Origin of the sequence: Psychrobacter sp. 1Y1, assembly GCF_051847395.2 — a bacterium.
GTDB lineage: Bacteria > Pseudomonadota > Gammaproteobacteria > Pseudomonadales > Moraxellaceae > Psychrobacter.
The window spans coordinates 1,207,086-1,225,276 of the sequence record NZ_JBPYDF020000001.1; the positions used below are offsets into that span (position 1 = coordinate 1,207,086).

General features: G+C 43.5%; 9 protein-coding genes. 5 read left to right on the forward strand and 4 right to left on the reverse strand.

Annotated features, from left to right (window positions below; translation table 11 throughout):
- Positions 1 to 39 precede the first annotated feature (39 nt).
- The 3 genes from ACS8FA_RS19155 to ACS8FA_RS19165 form a co-directional block, all read right to left on the reverse strand.
- Positions 40 to 1,164 carry a tetratricopeptide repeat protein gene (locus ACS8FA_RS19155; protein WP_165596896.1) on the reverse strand — a complete coding sequence of 375 codons (1,125 nt, stop codon included), beginning with the start codon at positions 1,162 to 1,164 and terminating at the stop codon, positions 40 to 42.
- Positions 1,165 to 1,407: 243 nt separating this feature from the next.
- Positions 1,408 to 2,052 carry a 2-polyprenyl-3-methyl-6-methoxy-1,4-benzoquinone monooxygenase gene (gene coq7 / locus ACS8FA_RS19160; protein ID WP_057759163.1) on the reverse strand — a complete coding sequence of 215 codons (645 nt, stop codon included), beginning with the start codon at positions 2,050 to 2,052 and terminating at the stop codon, positions 1,408 to 1,410.
- A 228-nt stretch (positions 2,053 to 2,280) separates the two neighbouring features.
- Positions 2,281 to 3,612 (reverse strand): MFS transporter, encoded by a 1,332-nt coding sequence (locus ACS8FA_RS19165; RefSeq protein ID WP_439265702.1) that lies wholly within the window; start codon positions 3,610 to 3,612, stop codon positions 2,281 to 2,283.
- Between the two features lie 492 nt (positions 3,613 to 4,104).
- Between ACS8FA_RS19165 and ACS8FA_RS19170 the strand changes: the two genes are divergently transcribed.
- Together ACS8FA_RS19170 and ACS8FA_RS19175 are read left to right on the forward strand one after the other, a co-directional pair.
- Positions 4,105 to 7,680 carry a BamA/TamA family outer membrane protein gene (locus ACS8FA_RS19170; protein ID WP_522901987.1) on the forward strand — a complete coding sequence of 1,192 codons (3,576 nt, stop codon included), beginning with the start codon at positions 4,105 to 4,107 and terminating at the stop codon, positions 7,678 to 7,680.
- A gap of 102 nt (positions 7,681 to 7,782) precedes the next feature.
- Positions 7,783 to 12,777 carry a translocation/assembly module TamB domain-containing protein gene (locus ACS8FA_RS19175; protein ID WP_439265699.1) on the forward strand — a complete coding sequence of 1,665 codons (4,995 nt, stop codon included), beginning with the start codon at positions 7,783 to 7,785 and terminating at the stop codon, positions 12,775 to 12,777.
- A 151-nt stretch (positions 12,778 to 12,928) separates the two neighbouring features.
- Here the strand turns inward: ACS8FA_RS19175 and hemP are convergent, their stop codons facing one another.
- Positions 12,929 to 13,087: a hemin uptake protein HemP gene (hemP, locus tag ACS8FA_RS19180; RefSeq protein ID WP_227672156.1), complete on the reverse strand. Its 159-nt coding sequence runs from the start codon at positions 13,085 to 13,087 to the stop codon at positions 12,929 to 12,931.
- 298 nt (positions 13,088 to 13,385) lie between these two features.
- On the opposite strand from hemP, the gene ACS8FA_RS19185 reads away from it, so the two are divergent.
- The 3 genes from ACS8FA_RS19185 (at position 13,386) to ACS8FA_RS19195 (ending at position 18,002) form a co-directional block, all read left to right on the forward strand.
- Complete coding sequence (locus tag ACS8FA_RS19185) at positions 13,386 to 14,522, forward strand: NUDIX domain-containing protein (RefSeq protein ID WP_439265697.1); 1,137 nt, start codon at positions 13,386 to 13,388, stop codon at positions 14,520 to 14,522.
- 448 nt (positions 14,523 to 14,970) lie between these two features.
- Complete coding sequence (locus tag ACS8FA_RS19190) at positions 14,971 to 16,203, forward strand: lipocalin family protein (RefSeq protein ID WP_439265695.1); 1,233 nt, start codon at positions 14,971 to 14,973, stop codon at positions 16,201 to 16,203.
- A gap of 356 nt (positions 16,204 to 16,559) precedes the next feature.
- Complete coding sequence (locus tag ACS8FA_RS19195; RefSeq protein ID WP_414558924.1) at positions 16,560 to 18,002, forward strand: glyceraldehyde-3-phosphate dehydrogenase; 1,443 nt, start codon at positions 16,560 to 16,562, stop codon at positions 18,000 to 18,002.
- The last annotated feature ends 189 nt before the right edge of the window (positions 18,003 to 18,191 follow it).

Here is an 18,191-nt window from a genome sequence, read left to right on the forward strand (position 1 = left end):
CAGATGTTCATCTGCTATGCATTAAGTAATGCAGCGTATCTAAGCACCTGGTTTTACACTGATGTCAGGGGCAGGAATATCCCAAATGTAGAATTTGCCTTCTTCAACGAGTTTGATTTGTTGAGGAATAACAGTATTGTTAGGGTATTGCCCTTCAAGACGACGTAGGCGTTCTAACGCATTAGCACGGCGGTCACTAAGTAGATCTGACTGTGCCAAGCTTTGTTCTGCTTCGGTGTACCCTAGAGCGACAGCGCGATCTAGATACTTTTGACCTTCTTTGAATCCGCCACCCTCTGATAGCATCATACCGTATAGGAAGTTAGCCTCACCACTATCAGGTTGCAGCTTGATAGCGCGATCGACATACTGACCACCACGTACCGTGTAGTCTGAACCCAAGTCTAGGTTACGACCCATACCGTTTAGCTTAGCAGCACGAAGCAACACATCATAAGAAGCATTTGGCGACTTAGCATAAGGTTCGATCCAATCCGCTAATACTTTGATTTTTTCACGAGTGTAATGACGCTGTGTGCGGTTAGGGAAGTTTGGTGGATAGTGACGCGCGTTAGGGGATACGTCAGCGATGAAGTCATCTAATAAACTGACATCAAGCTTATCAGTACCTAGCCCTTTTTGTTGTGGAATTAGTACAGTTTTCACAAAGCTCATATCTGATAATTGTACTTGCGGTGTAGGAATATTCGGAAGTTGTCCGCTACGCAAGTCGATACCGGTAGCTGTCATTGGACCAGGCTCATAAACACGAGTAGTACCGTTCATGACAGGTGCAGCAGCAGGCGACATCATTTGTGGTGTTTGAGGTTGAGCAGTGCTAACAGATGCATTGTTTTGCAGAGTGCCGCTTAGTTGCATGTTAGTGGTTTGCGCATTAGTCGGCTGGCTGTTGCTCGCAGGTGTTGCTGGCAAGCTTGTTTGAGCGGCATTGGCTTGAGCAGGACTGATAGCTGCATTAGGACGAGCAAGACGAATTACACGTTTGCTTGAATCCATCGCACTAGGTACAGCTGTTGCAGTGGCATCAGTTTCTGCTGCATTCACAGGTGCAGATAATAGCATGGCACAGGTTGCAGCCATAACGGTCAACGTTGCAAACTTTGGTGACTTAATAGAGTGGCTACTAGAGAGAATCGCTTTCATAAAAATCGTTACCTTATTTAATTTATTTGGTTGTTATTCATTGATTGGACGGTAATATAAATAGCGCATTGCTGCAAAATCGTACAAATTTTTAATACCGTAGCAAATTAAGCTTTACGCTATCTGTGGTAGGATTGTTAATCGCTAGAATTAAGCAAACCTACGTAAATCTGTGCAGACATTGATGAGTAAGAAAATCGACAACAGCAACTAACAACAGTACCTGTAGCCATAAGTGATAAGCTATAAGTGATAAGCAGTATCTTTCATACGATTTGCCATCCATCGCATGGTCCGACGTACTGCCGGAGAAAGGGCAGCGCCGCCACTTGCAAGTGCTAGCTCGCGATGATGCAGCTCCTCTTTATCCATTTGTGCCAGTATTTCTTTTGAGCGCTGATCATGTTCAGGTAGCTGCTTGATATGATCCTGTAGATGCTCGCTGACCTGCGCTTCTGTTTCTGCTACAAACCCTAGACTAAACTCATTTGAGATCGCACCTGCTACCGCACCGAGTCCAAAAGACATACCGTACCAAAGCGGTGTAAATACGCTGGCATGGCTACCAAGTTCGCTTAGACGAGTCTCGCACCAGACCAAATGATCGACTTCTTCTTCGGCCGATTGTTGCATGGCTTGTTTGACACCACTATCTTTTGCGGCAAAGGCTTGGCCATGGTATAGACCTTGCGCACATACTTCACCGGTATGATTGATACGCATAAGACCTGATACGTGCCGCGCCTCTGTAATAGTCAACTCAGGAATCTCATCGCTGCTGACGGGCAACGGGCGCGTGCTTGGATTGGAATGGGGCACGACAGCTCGTAATGCCTTATCGACCCCAAGTAACAACTGGTCAATTTTAGATAAAGGACGCAGGGTCATAACTCACTCCTGATGGTGTTAAAAACTGTCAATAAAATAAAGTATGTTACCGTCTAAATGCAACGGCATAATGCGTATTACTATAGCAAACAATCCAAATTATCGGCTCGAATATTACTGTCTAGGTAGCCCATAAATAACCTATAAATAGTTCGTAGGTTGCTATAGCAATAAAAGCAACGAAGTCATCAGCCCAACATTAGACTATATCTATAGAGCCAAACTTATTTAAGGCGCTATACCATCGTTGGTTTGGATAACGGTATGCTTAATATGTTTATTGAGTTTAATATATAAGAACGCACCAAACACAATATTTAATAGCCCTGTTACCAAGAATAGCTGCGGTAGCGTAAACCCTAAAACATTTAAAATAACAATCGCAAAAATCGCTGATGTAACCATAAATATCGCATTAAAAATATTATTCGCACCGACAATACGTGCTCGATGGCTCTTAGGTGCGTAGGCTTGCATAGAAGCATATAGCGGTACGATATACAAACCACCGCTGAACCCTAATAAGAACAAATCTGCAAACACCCGCCAGCTACCACTTATATTAAACAAATCACCGATGCCAAGTAATGTGTCATTATTCACATTTATATCTAAACCTGAAAGTGAAAAATACAAATCAATAGCAAAGATACTTAATCCAGCAATACCAAAAGGTAATAAACGCAAGCTAACTTTGTTTTTGGTCAATGTTTTGCACAGCACCGAACCGATCGACACACCAACAGAAAACAATGTGAGTAAGAAAATAACGACTGACTCATCACCAAGCAAAATCACCTTGCTGAACTCTGGCACTTGGGTCAAAAACGTCGCCCCATAAAACCAAAACCAGCTGTTGCCAAGAATGATAAAGAACAAAAAAGGCAAGGAGTATAAGTAACGGATAGTGGCTAAGCTGGTCGTAATAATATTCCAATTAATCTTCAGGTCAGGCTGCATCGCCGGCATATTAGGGATATAGCGTGCAGCTAAATATCCCAAAACAGCGACAACCAATACCGTGGCACTAATCCAATATAATGATTGTGATAGCTGAGTCAAAATACCAGCGACAATCATACCGACCAAAATAGCCAGCGAAGTACCCATCTGAAAAAGGCCGTTGGCGCCGACCAGTTCATCTTCTTTCATCGCTTGTGGCAGATAAGCGTATTTGATCGGTCCAAAGAAAGTCGAATGTGTACCCATCAAAAACAACGCGACAAATAGCAGTGCATACCATTCAAAGACAAAGCCGACTGCGGCAACTGCCATGATGACCAGCTCAAGAAGTTTAATAAACTGCGTGAGCTTTGATTTTTCATATTTATCAGCAATCTGTCCTGCCAAAGCAGAAAACAAAAAGTAGGGCAAGATGAATAACATGGCGGCCAAGTTATTAAGGATACTGACCTCTACGCCCAATTTACTGGCGGCAGTATAAGTGAGCACCAGTATGAGCGCCTGCTTAAAAATATTGTCATTGAATGCGCCCAAAAACTGGGTGAAAAACATAGCGCTAAAACGACGACGCTTGAATAACTGAAACTGGTTGGACATGGACATTCCTACAGATAAATCGCGACTGATAGAGAAAATCGCGGCGCTGAACGATAATTTTTTTATGATAATAATCGTCAATTTTATTAAAAACTATATCAAGATATAGCATAGGTTTTATTAATATTAAGCCGTATAATAGCAAGGCTTCGGTGAAAATACATGCAGTCAATGCTATGATTCGATATTTAACTAAGTTATGATTTATAAATTTTATGTGATTGCGTTTTAGGGTATAAATAGTAGTGAAAACAAAGGTTACTACGGCTACTAACCATTAACACTGACTATAGGCTAGTAGCCTTTTCTAAGCTAGTAGACCTACAAGGCGATAGACACAGAGTGCTAAAGCCGACACTACAGATAACCAGTCATAAAATTAAAGTAGTAAACCATTAATTCCAGATAACTGCTATAAGTTTATTCACCGGTCAGACTTGACGATCGTTATCGTTGATAAGATTGTGCCGCGTGAGCTGATAGGACGTAAAGATGATAAAGCAGCCTTCAACTCGAGCATGCAAGGGTCTCATGATGCAGCGTGACACAGCCATAATCCAAAACGATAGTAATAATCCAAGTACATATCCAGCAGCGCCGCGTAAAAATTTCAGACGCTCTGCACTGTGCACTGCGCTTGCGACCAGTTTGTTCGGTATAGCACCTGCGGCAATGGCAGATACTATTAATAATATAAACAATACCGCTATCACCAACTCATCTGCTGCTGACCAAACTGATAGCAATCAAACGCTTAGTAACCAGACTAACAATAGTCAAGCTGCGAATGATCAGGCATCTATCAAGCAATCAGCTACATTGTCAGATGACGATACTCAGCTAGATATGGCTCTAGATGCGCTACGTCTAAAAAAAGCAGTAGAACAAGGCATCATTGATCAGTCAGTATTGGACGACTATAGCGAACAGAGCTTGGGAATTAAAAAACCTAACTCGACAAAGTCAGGCTCTAAAAACTCGACGACGCAAAATGCCAATGCTCAAAACGCAACTTCTCAAAACGCAACTTCTCAAAACAAAAACACTCAAAATCTAGAAACTTTCACTGATAGTCCAAGTACTTCATATAATCCCAATAACTCTCAATCAATCGCTTCTAATGATGACCTGTTGCAACAAGCAACCGAGATTCAGCAGCAGGGTTATCAAATGATGACCCCTGAGCAGATCGATCGTGAGCTAGCGGCAATGGATGCGCAGAATGCTCAAGATATTAATAGTATTAATATTAGCAATAACGACAGTGACTTTGATGCGCCAATCGCTACGTTAGATGACACAACATCGCCAATTGGTCTCGATGTAGAGCTAGATGCGACAAACTTGCCAGCGCCTAGCAATCTTGATACGTTGGGTAGAAATGAAACAACGCAAGAGCAGGCGAGTACAGCTGAAGGGATGTCACGTCCGATTGAGGTGAGTGGCGCTGTTAGCAATGAAGATGTCGTTAGTAATGAAGCTATTGTTAAGAATGAAAATGGTCTGACGACTGATGATAGTAGTGATGAGGTGATAGCTGGTACGAATGTGCCTGCCAATGTAGAAGGTACGACGACAGATATTATCAATCCGAATGACTATCTACCAGATTATCAGAATGATACTCAGGCCGTCGATCAAAGTATCGAACAAGCCAATAGACCACGGCCACGCGCGCGCAATAGAGGTAATATCGTGACGCGTCTGTACAATCGCTTTTTTAATGACGGTGGCGTGGTAGCTTTGCCAAATGTAGAAACCGCTATTTATCTAGAGCAAGTATCTGCTGAAGACTCTCCTAATGGTAAGGCTCAGCTGATTGAGGCTGATAATGATATTCAGCCAATGAAAAACATCAAAGCAGCACTAGATGATACTTCCGTTCAGTCGGTTATAGACTTTACTGCAGCATTGCCACGTTTGCGCGAAACAGCACAGAATGCTGCTAAAGCCGTTGGTTACTACGAGGTTGAGCTGCGTCTGACCCAACCTGATCGTGACACAGTTAATGTTGTGATTGAAGAGCTGGGCGAGCCGGTACTGGTAGATAGCCGTATTATTGAGATTCGCGGTGAGGGCAGTGAGCAAGAAGAGTTTGCAGCGCTTGAGGCAGACTTGCCGCCGCAAGAAGGTGATATTTTTAATCACCGTGTCTATAAGAGCAGTAAAGCGGCTTTAGAATCTTTGAGTAATACCTACGGGTATTTTGACCAGTATTGGCTGAACAAATCCGTTGATATCATCTTGCCGGACAACAAGGCAGATGTCTCGTTGGTTTACAACACGGGTGATCGTTACGAGTTTGACGATGTGGTGTTCTTTACCTACGACAAAGAAACCAATACGCTGACCCAAGACCCTGACAAGCTACCAGTAGAGCTTTCATTATTACAACAGCTCTATGGCTTTACGCCGGGTGAGCCGTTTTATCGTCCCGCAGTTACTAAGTTTAGTAATGACTTATCGGCAACTCGTTACTTTAATACGGTCAACGTCGAGTCGATACTGCCACCAACTGATAGTAGTGAAGCTGGTACCTTAGCGTTTGACAATGCTGCTACCGAGGGTAACGACACATTAGATGACGATATTAACAATGTAGACAATGATGGCGTCGCAGGTCTGAGTAGTAATGATGGCGCAGCTGCCTCAAATGTCACTGCTAGCAAAGAAGATACGGTCAATGATAATAGCGATATAGGTGCAGAGAGCGATAATGCTCTGAGTGCTAACAGCGGCGAGACGGTCAATGAAGCGGATATCGCTGCGATTGATTTTGAAGCTGATGAAGCCACCCTTGATAAGCTGCAAGCCATCAGACAAAAAGCAGAACGACTAAGCCGCTTGCCGAATGATCGCGTGCTTGATGAAAAAGATCAGGAAGCCGATAATCTATTGGGCAAAATCAGTGACTCAATCAGCAATGTCGCACAAAAGATATTCCCCGACGAAAAAAGTCTGATCGCTGATGAAAACTTTGTACCGCCAACGCTAGCAGGACGTAAAACGCCGCAAGACGTTGCAGAAAGCAAAAAAGTACCTTTATATGTGTTTGTATACGCGGATAAACCACGTGATGCTCAAGTTGGTCTTGGTTATGGAACAGATACAGGCGTTCGCGCCACTGCAAAAATAGACTATAACTTGATTAACCGTCAAGGCTATCAAGCAGGGGCTGAGACGGAAGTATCGAGAATCAGCAAAAACGTGGCTGTCTATGCCAGTCGACCGTGGAAGCACCCGCTCAATGATAAGCTAGATGGGCGTTTGACTTATGAAGAAGAGGTAATTGATCAAGGTGAAGGCAACTTCGACCTGTCAACCACAACGCTGAAGGCAGCTTTGGCACGTAATATCCGTAGTGATACTGGTTGGAATCGTAGCTACTCTGTGCGTTACCGCTTGGATGAGCTTGAGACGGGGGTTGATGGGGCAGCACTAGATGATCTGCCTATCCGCTTTACCTCTTCAAGCCCGAAACAGCGTGCGTTATTATTTGGCTATGGTATGAATAAAACAGATACTGATAACGCTACCAATCCAACGCAGGGCATGCGCCAGTACTACTCAATCGAGGCTGGCACTGATAGCGCATTCAGTGATACTGATATGGCGATTATTCGCGCAGGCGTTAGTGGTATCTATAGCTTTGGCGAAGACAAAAAGCATCAAGTATTAGGTAGTGCCAATGCAGGTTATATCTGGGCAGATGATTTTTACGATGTGCCTTATAAGTTGCGTTTCTTTGCAGGTGGCGATCAGAGTATCCGTGGTTATGACTATGAGAGCTTGTCACCATTAGACAAAGGCTATCTAACGGGCGGACAGGTGCTAGCGGTCGGTAGCGCTGAGTATAACTATGAATTTAAACCAGGTTTCCGGGGTGCATTCTTCACTGATGTCGGTAATGCCTACGACAAAGATTTTGATACTGAGACAAAAGTCGGCGTCGGTGTCGGTATCCGCTGGGCATCGCCTGTAGGAATGGTACGTGTCGATGTGGCTGCTGGCGTGACTGAGGAAAGCATTCCAGTACGACTACACTTCTTTATTGGTTCACCGTTATAATCGCTTAATGTAGTAGCTCTAAATTTTTAGTAGTTCCAAATGTTCCAATCATTACTTATCGTACCGATTGCTGGTCTTCATTTTTTAACGTAGTTGAGTATCATGCTGACAGAAAATACCCCGCCTAATAATGCCCCAGATGAAGATCCAGCACAGCGTGATGCCCGTGCCGTTAGGCGTTGGTATCCGTTGTCATTTCTGCTCAAACTGCTGGTGTTGGTGCTTATCGTACTAGCAATTATGTTTGCCATATTCTTTTATGCAGCAGGGACTGACGCTGGTACGAAGTTTATATTAGAAAAAATCAGTGTTGAAACAGGTATTGATTTCAAATACGGACGCGGTAACTTGCGCGATGGTATTTGGGTCACTGATATCGATATTGAAGCGACTGAAGATCTTGAGATATTAGTAGATAAAGCCTATGTAAAAATAGGCTGGCGTGCAGTATTTGCAAAAGAAGTGCATTTAAGCGATGCAGACATTCAAACCATAGAGATCATCAATAAAAAACCGCCTACTGGTGAACCGTTTGATTATAAAACTTTAAAGTTGCCAGTAAACTTGCGTTTTGATCAAGCAAAAATTAAGAAAATTACTTATAAGCAAGTAACCAAAGACCCTATCATTATTCAAGATATTACGGCACGTGATCTAACGTGGGTAGGTAGTACGGTGACTGTTGGCCGTGGTGATTTGCAGTACGCTGATATCGTGAAAGTCAGTGCCTTACAAGGAGAGATCGACCTACAGGGCGACTATCCACTAGATTTGAGTGCGATTGCGGAAGTCAGTGCCCTTGAAAAAGCCTATATCGACCCGTTAAACATATCTGCAACGGGATCGCTTAAACGTACTGTCGGTAAAGTACGCAGTCGTTATAACGATAGCGATGTGAAAGGTGACTTTGTAGTGCAGGGGCTAGATGCGGGTGCGCCGTTCGATGCAAAACTACAGTGGGATGATATTCTTATCCCTTACGCTGACAGTCAAAACATTCGCCTACAAAGCGGTACGGCTACAGCTTCTGGTGTCATCTCTGAGATACGATTGCGTATCAATACTGAATTGACGGCCAAAGACATTCCCTCAGGTCATTACCAAGGCCGCGCTGTTATTGCCAACAGTCAGCTACGTATAGATCGCCTAGATGCTGACGTGCCAGCGGGACGTTTGGCGTTACAAGGTATTTTAGATTGGAAAGATAGCTTTGAGGCCACGGTGCGTGCGACGGGTAGCAACTTTGATATTCGCCAAGCTATTCCGGATGAATATACTGACTTCAAAGCTTATGCGCCGCAAACTCTAAACGGTAGACTGTCACTGCGTTATCAGCAGCAGAATGCCACTGGTAACACGCAGATTGATGCAGATTTGCGTCAGCGTGATGGTGAGCACATCAATGCGAATATGGTTCGCGGTAAAACCTCTGCCAAATCTAAGCAGGTTGCGCCTTGGTATATTGATGCTAACTGGAAAAACCTAACCCGCCGTAACGTCCCCAATATTGGCAATATCGACAGTCCTAGTGGTCAGGCGGACGTCATCGTTCGTGGTTCGACTCTATCAGTCGATGCCAATGCCGTTATCAATGAGCTAAATGCTGCCCCCAAAGGCAACTATGATCTACGTATACGTAAGGCTGGTGATGTCATAGATATCAATCGTCTTAATTATAATGGCATCGTAGGAGACTTATCCGGCACAGGACAGATTCAGTTGGCGAGCAAGCAGCGTCCACTGACATGGCAGATTGATGCCAGTACCAAAGGTTTACTCCCTAAGAAATATCGTAGCGATTTACCGCTTGAGCGCCTAACAGGTAGTATAAGTGCGCGTGGTCGATTGCTAAACATCACCAAAAACGGCGTCAGCGGTCAACGTCATGTGATTACTTTAAACAATACCGATATGCAAGCGCAGCTCGATGCGACGCAAGCAGATCGTGCTATCGGTATCACAGGTGCTGGTGATGCCAGTGTTGATATCGTAGGTGGTGAGCTGTCAGTATTTGATGCGCGTTTTGATGGTCGGATTGATACAGCAGATGTACCGCAAGGTCGTCTGTCTATCGATGCTGCGGGTACGCCAAAGCTGATTAGTATTCGTAAGCTGAACTATAAGGGTGAAGCGGGCGCAATTGATGCGAAAGGGGTCATCGACTTACGTAAAAATATCGGCTGGAATATAGATGGTCGTTTTGATCAGTTCAATTTGGGTTATTTCTTACCCAATAATCCAGCGATAATCACAGGCGATTTAAAAACCAGTGGCGAATGGCAAAATGCACCAAAGAACAGCAAAAATACTGCAGGTACTTTGCAGCGCTTTGCCGTAAATTTCAACGGCATATTGGATGCCGAGCAATTGCCAGCAGGTAAGCTGAATATAGAAGCCAGTGGTGACAGTCAGCTGATACGTATCAACCGTTTCCGTCATGTGGGTGCGGCAGGTAGTATCGATGCCAGCGGAACCGTTGATGTGCGTCAAGGCGTTGCATGGGATATCAACGCGGTGATGGATCGTTTTAACATTGGCTACTTCCTAAAAGATACCCCAAGCCTTATCACTGGTACGATTGATACAGATGGCCGCTGGAGTGACACGCAGCAAATCATCAATATTAAACAAGTCAATCTGAATGGCATGCTAAAAGGGCAGCAACTGAGTGCCAAAGGCAGCCTATCAGCGAAAATGCGTTTGCCTAAAGATTTAGCAAGTTACTTCAAACAACTTCAGACCCAAGATGCTCAAGCACAATACAAGCAAGTAAATGCTTTGATTGATAGCTTAAATGCTAATAATCTGGTGCTGCGTTGGGGTGATAATTACGTCACGGCTAACGGCAACGCTAAGCAGCTACAAACTAAAATTAATATCACCAGTCTAGATCAGCTGTCTAACCAACTGGCTGGTAAAGTCACGGGCGGTGCCACGCTGTCTCAACCGGCTGGACAAGCACTGCCTACTATTTATATTGATTTGGTCGGTGAGCGACTCGCGCTACCTGGCTTTATATTGCGTCAAGGCCGTGTACGCGGCAAGCTGGTCAACTTAGCCAATAGCCCAAGTCAGCTAATCGTGACGGCTGAAGGCCTAGATGCTGCTGGTCAAAGTTTCGATAGCGTTAAAGCATCTTTTAATGGGACAGAGAAATCTCATGTGGTCGACCTAAATGTGGCCAATAAGCAACTTGATGTCGGTGCTAGGCTAAAAGGTGGTTTTGATCGAGACAGGCTAAGTTGGTCAGGTGTCATTGGAAAAGGCCGCATCAAATCTAAATATGCGACTTTGAATCAGTTGCAACCTGCACAGCTGATTGTGAATTTACCTTACGATCAGGGTGGTGAGAACCGTGATCTAAAAGTACAGCTTGCCGCTCACTGTTGGCAGGCCACGGATCAAACTGGCAAGCTGTGTCTACGAGAAAAACTAGTGGCATCGCCGGACCAAGGCGAAGTCAATGTAGCGTTACAGAATTTAGATACGTCGTTATTCTCAGTATTCTTGCCAGAAGATATTGACTGGAATGGCAAGATTAATGGTAAAGCAATCGTCGGATGGCAACGTGGTCGTCCACCAACCATTAATACCACGCTATACTCCGACAATGGCAAGATTGGCCTCGTTCAAGATGGTGAAAGCACATCAATGACCTTGCCATACAAGCGTGTCTCTCTTATTGCTCTGTCTGTGCCTGAGGGCATCAAGCTGCGTACCGATATCAATACTGGACGCGGGGCGCGTGGCTATGCTGAGGTGGTCGTCGATCCTTATAAAGACCCTAAACCAATCTCTGGAGCATTGGTACTGAACGAGCTTGATCTTGCGATATTTAAGCCTTTCTTCCCTGGTATGCGCGTCCTGAGAGGTAATGTCACAATGGCGGGTGGCCTAGGCGGTACCTTAACCAAACCACAGTTCTATGGCGACGTAAAACTCTCTGATGGCCGTATAGCCATGCTTGATTTGCCCGTGAATCTGTCCAAAGTAAATGCGGCAGCCAAAATCCGCGGCACACAAGCGACCATTGATGGCACATTTAATAGTGGTACAGGTGAAGGCGAATTGTCAGGAACAGTCAACTGGCAACAAAAATTGCAGGCCAAATTGAGTATCGTCGGAGAAGGCCTAGTCATTACTCAGCCCCCATTACTGGTTGCTGAGATTGATCCTGATATCGATATTATCGTGCGCCCAGGCGATCGTTATGTTGATATAAAAGGGGCGATCAGTGTACCGTCTGCGACCATTCGTCCACCTGAAGCCAGCGAAGATATCATCACTCAGACTGAGGATGCAGTGGTACTAGACCGTCGTTTGATTGGTAATATCGATGAAGTACTGGCTATCTCAAAACCTTGGTCAATCAATGCTGATATAGGTGTTGATTTGGGCGATGATATCAACTTCCGTGGTTTTGGCGCCGTCATTCCATTGGCAGGTGCGATTAACGTTACTCAGAATGGCACAGGTATCATGCGTGCCAGAGGTGTTGTACAGGTCTCACGCCGTACCAACATCAATGCCTTTGGACAGAGCCTAGAGCTAAATTATGGTCAAGTTCGTTTCAATGGCGATGTGATGAAGCCGAGCTTAAGTATTGAAGCGGCCAAAACGATTAATGGTAAAACGGTCGGTCTGCGTATCAAAGGAACGACTGAAAGCCCCAATATTATCGTCTTCAACAATGCAGGACTGACACAGCAGCAAGCCATGAACGCGTTGGTGACAGGTCGCATCGATAATAAGAGCGCCACACAAATCAGTGAGCAAGGGTTTAAATCGCAAGTGACCAATAATCTGGCTGCCGCTGGACTGAGCTTTGGTCTGAGTGGTACTCGTAGCCTGACCAATCAAATTGGGCAAGCGTTTGGTTTGCAGAGCCTGACAGTCGATGCCTCAGGTAGTAGCGAGGACACCAATGTCAACGTCACAGGTTACGTTACCCCTGATTTGTACATTCGCTATGGTGTAGGTGTTTTCAATGCGCAAAACAGCCTTTCTGTTCGTTATCAACTGACACGCCGTATCTATGTAGAAGCAAGCTCAGCAGCGGAAAACGCAGTAGATGTGGTCTATAGTTGGCAGTTCTAAATTGTTTATTTAGAGGACAACTGCTTTCTAGTTGATGTCAACTGAGAGCGCTTTTGAAATTATTTTTAAGTTGTATAACCTATAAAAAAACGCCTCATAATGAAGGCGTTTTTTTATAGAATTATTAAAACAGATAGTATTGAAATAGGCGTTACTTGGTTAGAATCAAGCGATTGTTGCGAGTTAGGCGTAGTCGATACTCTTCACCTTCATGCTCGATACGTACCTCTTTAGTCAGTGCAAATAGATGTTGTGATTGCAAAGTAGGTAGACGGTTTTCACGACAGTTTAAATAACGAGAGATGACCATGCTCATAGTAAATTCCTTTTGAGAAGAAGTGGCTTATAAATTGGCTAACCATAGCGTAATTGTTTTTAACGATAATAATTATCATTTAGATTTGATAAATTTGCAAGGCAATTGATAAAATAAAATGCAGTTATTATGTAAACTTATCTAAGTTCACTGACATAAATCATCTCGATTGAATATTTTATTTATATAAATTAATAAGTTAGGTAATAAATTTCAATAAATCATCTAGTCTATAAAAACTATTAAATTATCAGAAATAATCAGAGTAAACACTGAAATAAAGGATATAAGTATGTCGAACGGGTCAAATCAACAATCAGAAACCAAGCCGGACAGTAAAACAAATAGTAATACGAAAACTAAAAAACCTAGCATCGTAAATGTTGCAGTAGCTGTCATTCATTATAAAGATCAGTATTTGCTTGGGTTTCGAGATGCTACTCAGCATCAAGGAAATCGTTACGAGTTCGTCGGCGGAAAGATAGAGGCAAATGAGTCAGCAGCGCAGGCGTTGATAAGAGAAGTGGCTGAAGAGACAGGTATCTTACTTGATGATAATACTATCGTTAAGCTTGGGCGTTTGCATCATGATTATGGCGACAAGCAGGTCAGCTTACAGGTTTATAAGATTGAGCTGACAGCAGAGCAGTACGAGCAGCATAGACACTGTGAACAAGGTTTAGAAGGGCAGGCATTAACTTGGGTAAGCAAATCACAGCTTTTGGCAGGAGAGTATTGTCTGCCTGCTGCTAATAAGACAATCCTTGAATGGTTGAAACTCCCATCGAAGATAGCGATTACTTATCCTCTGGCACATTTCAACACACACACTGATGCAGCGGCAGCATGGCTACAGCATCATCAAGAAAAGTTAGCATCAGAGTCAGGGGTATATATCCGATTGAAGGATGCAAATTCTAAGCATCTTGCTGAGCAACTGATGACGGTACGCCCAGATATTTTAGCGATTTTACCTAATGACGAAGAACAACCTTTGAATGTTGAGGAATCACCAACCGCTAATGAGACAGAAACTGGCCAGCGGATAATTGCTAAGCATTTAACACACTCGACACTGATGCAGTGTTTCAATGAGGTAGGCAGTTCTACAGCTCTTACACAGTCGTTATCTAAAGACTATCCGCTTATCGTCAGCTGTCATGACATTGCAAGCATAACGGCAGCCAACAAACTTGCCAGCATGCGCATACAGAATGCATTACCACCAGTGATTGGTACTTTCGTATCGCCTGTGCTCGCAACCCAAACGCATCCTGATGACACACCGCTTGGCTGGGAAGTATGGTCAGAGTTAGCAGAATTAGCTGATATGCCTGTCATTGGGTTAGGCGGGCTGGAGCCTGCTATGCTCAATCAAGCATTGCAATATGGCGGTATCAGTGTGGCAGGTATCCGTCAGTTTATATAATCCGCATACTTCAAGAAAGCTATAGGAATCCATCGTGCCATTTGCCTGAATGTGACCCGTATTAGACTTGCGTATTAAGCTTAGTAAGTTCAAATAACTGATTTTTAACTTAGTTATCCAGCAAGTAACTATGTGGTTATGATGTGTTCAAACAACACTCAAACCCCATAGTTACTTACAAACCGTTGCGTTTTCCTACATTGCACTACTGTTTTAATAGTCCAGTTGTCCTTAATATATATTGCATATCTACGATACGTTGATCTTATTTCTATAGACGAGTGACTGATCAAAAGTGATGTTCAAAATACAATAATAAAAAAGCTTTTGTAGAGTCAAGTTTTGCACGAATAATTTATACCAAAGCAAATGGCTTTTAGAAAACGAGACCAAATAGATGCCGTACATAAAGCGTTTTTAACAATCACTATTTAAGAATGGTACTCCTATGAAAACCAATAAGTTACCTGAGTCAGCATGGACTGATTCACAGGCAGCTGGTTCTCAACTTCAGCAGCCTAAGCAATCGCTCAATGACAATGAATATGGCGATGATACCCAACAGACAAACCAAGCTAGTAACGATGCTAGCTATAATCGTGACAGCTCGAATGGCGAATATTCGCACCATCTGGCAAAAGACACGTCTTCGCAAGACAGCTATTTTGGATACAAAAGCGCCGACAAAAGCCTTAGGGCAAAAGAGTCAGCTATGAGTAACAATGAAATAAGCAAAGATCTAAAAAATAGCAATGAGGACAATCATGACGTGGCTAGTGGCTACAAATCATCTGGCTATAAGTCAGCGCAAAATAAGCAGCCACGAAAGCTAAATGAAGATGAGCCATTAATGTCGGGACTGTTAGAGGATCAAATAGATAATCTACACAGTGGTTCTGAACAGGCTATCGACGCTGAGCAAATCGGTGATGCATCAACAAATAATTCATCCTACAAAGAAATACCGGAGCGCATATTTATGAATGGACTGATCAAACATACAGGCATTGCCTTAGCGATTATTATACCGTTAGCAGCTTTCTCAGCCTATGCGGCCACGCCGCCAGTGAACACGGCAACTAACAACGTAGCAACTAATGGCATGTCTGATGATGCGATGAGTGAGAAGGTCACGACCGATATGCTATCGGTTAAGCCAAGTGATATTATTCATAAATCTGCAAGCACGCCAACCACCGTAGATAGCGTAGATCTAAATACCTATGCAGGTACTTGGTATGAGATTGGCCGTTTGCCGATGTATTTCCAGCGTAAATGTGCAGGCGATGTTACTGCTAACTATGCACAAAAAGATGACGGCTCAGGAATCACGGTTACTAATAAGTGTGTGAGCGAGGACGGTTCAGGTATCGTGGCAGAAGGTTTGGCTAAGCCAGTTGATGAAAGCGGCAGCAAACTAAAAGTGACGTTTTTACCGAAGTGGATTCGCTGGATTCCAGTGGGCCGTGCTGATTATTGGGTGCTAGCACGTGATTCAGAGTACAAAACTGCGCTAGTAGGGACGCCTGATAAAAAATACTTATGGCTACTAGCACGCTCGCCAAATATTAGTCAAGAAACGTATACCAAATATCGTCAAATTGCTCAGCAGCAAGGTTATGACTTAAAAGAGTTTAAATTGACGTCGCAGAGCAACCAAACGGTGAGTCTAGCACCATAAGTGTTATAACTAAATTTACTGCTTTGGTTAATTAAGCCCTATAGCAATTATTATTTCATTACGTCTCGATAAGGCAGCATATAAAGCTGCCTTTATTTTTATTACTAGCTGTATATGAGAGCTATATATAAGAGCTATATACGAGAGTAAAACCTATTATGCACGCTAGCTAATCGGTTACTACTGGCAAAATGAGGCGTTTTAGGCTAAAATCTAGGCGATTCAAATACTCTAGCGTCAATAACCCATATTGATAGTGGTTGATTATCATATTAGAGTCGCCATTTAGAGCATATACGACCTATCTATTTTACACTTCTTCATATTTTATTGATCATACATTACTGACCATAAGGATGTTTCTCGTGAGCAACGCTGATACCTTACGCCAATTACATCAAGACCACTTGAACAACTACAACAATCAAGAGCAACAAGCGATTGAGCTTATGGGGCTGCTAAACAAGCTCTATAACAAGCAAGACGTACAAGTGACTTTGTTTGGCGAAACGCTAGACTCTACCTCAGTTGGTCAAATACTTGCTTTACATCAAAAAGTAGCGCTACGCGATCACGGCGCCAAAGCTATCGATATCGCTGATACTCTAGCGATGGTAAAAGTTATCTCAGAAAACAATGATATCCAAGCCACTCGTATCGATGTTGGTCAATTGATTGCTAACGATACTGACTTACAAACCGCTCTACAGTCTATCAACAACGCTGGTGCTGTAAATGGCGCGACGGACGTTGTGCTGTATGGTTTTGGCCGTATCGGTCGTATCTTGACTCGTCTGCTATTGTCACAAGCATCAAGTGCGAAAGGTCTACAACTAAAAGCGATCGTTGTACGTCCAGCCGCTGCTGGTGACTTGGCTAAGCGTATCTCATTGCTTGAGCGTGACTCAATCCATGGTAGATTCTTAGGTGGCATCAGTATTGATGATGACAACAACGGCATGATCGTTAATGGTCGTTTTGTACAAGTTATCTATGCCAAAGACCCAAGCGAAATCGACTATACTGCTTATGGTATCGACAATGCTCTTGTTATCGATAACACAGGTATCTGGAAAGACGAAGCAGGCCTTGGTAAGCACTTACAGTCTACTGGCGTGAAAAAAGTACTACTAACAGCACCTGCTGGCGGTGATATCAAGAACGTCGTTTATGGTGTGAACAATGACACCGTTGGTGATGATACGATCGTTAGTGCTGCTAGCTGTACGACCAATGCGATTACACCAACGCTGAATGTATTGAATGATGAGTACGGTATTGTAAATGGTCATGTAGAGACTATTCACTCATTTACCAATGATCAGAACTTGGTTGATAACTATCATAAAGCAGACCGCCGTGGTCGTAGTGCTGTGATGAACATGGTTATCACCAGTACTGGTGCTGCAAAAGCAGTTGGTAAAGCATTGCCAGAACTAAACGGTAAGCTAACGGGTAACGCTATTCGTGTACCAACACCAAACGTCAGCTTAGCAATCTTGAATGTGAATCTGAAAACTGCTCCAGCAAGCGCTGATGCGTTGAATGAGTTCTTGCGTAAAATGGCTAACAGCAGCACTTGGCAGTCGCAGATTGCTTATACAGATTCTACAGAAGCGGTATCAACGGATTTCGTTGGTACGACTCATGTTGGTATTATCGATGCTCAAGCTACTATTTTGACTGACAACCAAGCTATCGTATATGTTTGGTATGACAACGAAGTAGGTTATAGTACTCAGGTATTGCGTTTGGCGACGCAAATGGCCGGAATCAGCTACGCTCAGATTCCAGCATAGATTACTAAATACAGTAGAGCAATAACGTCATACCAAGTATAGTAGCGCTATCGTGTCACAAGAATGGCGCTGTAGCAGATGCTACTTTAAATAGCTTGGTAGGATTTTAACTGTCATACTTAAACACCCGATAGTCCGATTGATTATCGGGTGTTATTGTCATAATGGGCACTAAGTAAAAGTAGACTT

What these genes read in the sequence shown, in the direction of transcription:
- ACS8FA_RS19155 (WP_165596896.1), bottom strand. Translation starts at nt 1,164, where the DNA reads ATGAAAGCGATTCTCTCTAGTAGCCACTCTATTAAGTCACCAAAGTTT.
- coq7 (WP_057759163.1), bottom strand. Translation starts at nt 2,052, where the DNA reads ATGACCCTGCGTCCTTTATCTAAAATTGACCAGTTGTTACTTGGGGTC.
- ACS8FA_RS19165 (WP_439265702.1), bottom strand. Translation starts at nt 3,612, where the DNA reads ATGTCCAACCAGTTTCAGTTATTCAAGCGTCGTCGTTTTAGCGCTATG.
- ACS8FA_RS19170 (WP_522901987.1), top strand. Translation starts at nt 4,105, where the DNA reads ATGATAAAGCAGCCTTCAACTCGAGCATGCAAGGGTCTCATGATGCAG.
- ACS8FA_RS19175 (WP_439265699.1), top strand. Translation starts at nt 7,783, where the DNA reads ATGCTGACAGAAAATACCCCGCCTAATAATGCCCCAGATGAAGATCCA.
- hemP (WP_227672156.1), bottom strand. Translation starts at nt 13,087, where the DNA reads ATGGTCATCTCTCGTTATTTAAACTGTCGTGAAAACCGTCTACCTACT.
- ACS8FA_RS19185 (WP_439265697.1), top strand. Translation starts at nt 13,386, where the DNA reads ATGTCGAACGGGTCAAATCAACAATCAGAAACCAAGCCGGACAGTAAA.
- ACS8FA_RS19190 (WP_439265695.1), top strand. Translation starts at nt 14,971, where the DNA reads ATGAAAACCAATAAGTTACCTGAGTCAGCATGGACTGATTCACAGGCA.
- ACS8FA_RS19195 (WP_414558924.1), top strand. Translation starts at nt 16,560, where the DNA reads ATGTTTCTCGTGAGCAACGCTGATACCTTACGCCAATTACATCAAGAC.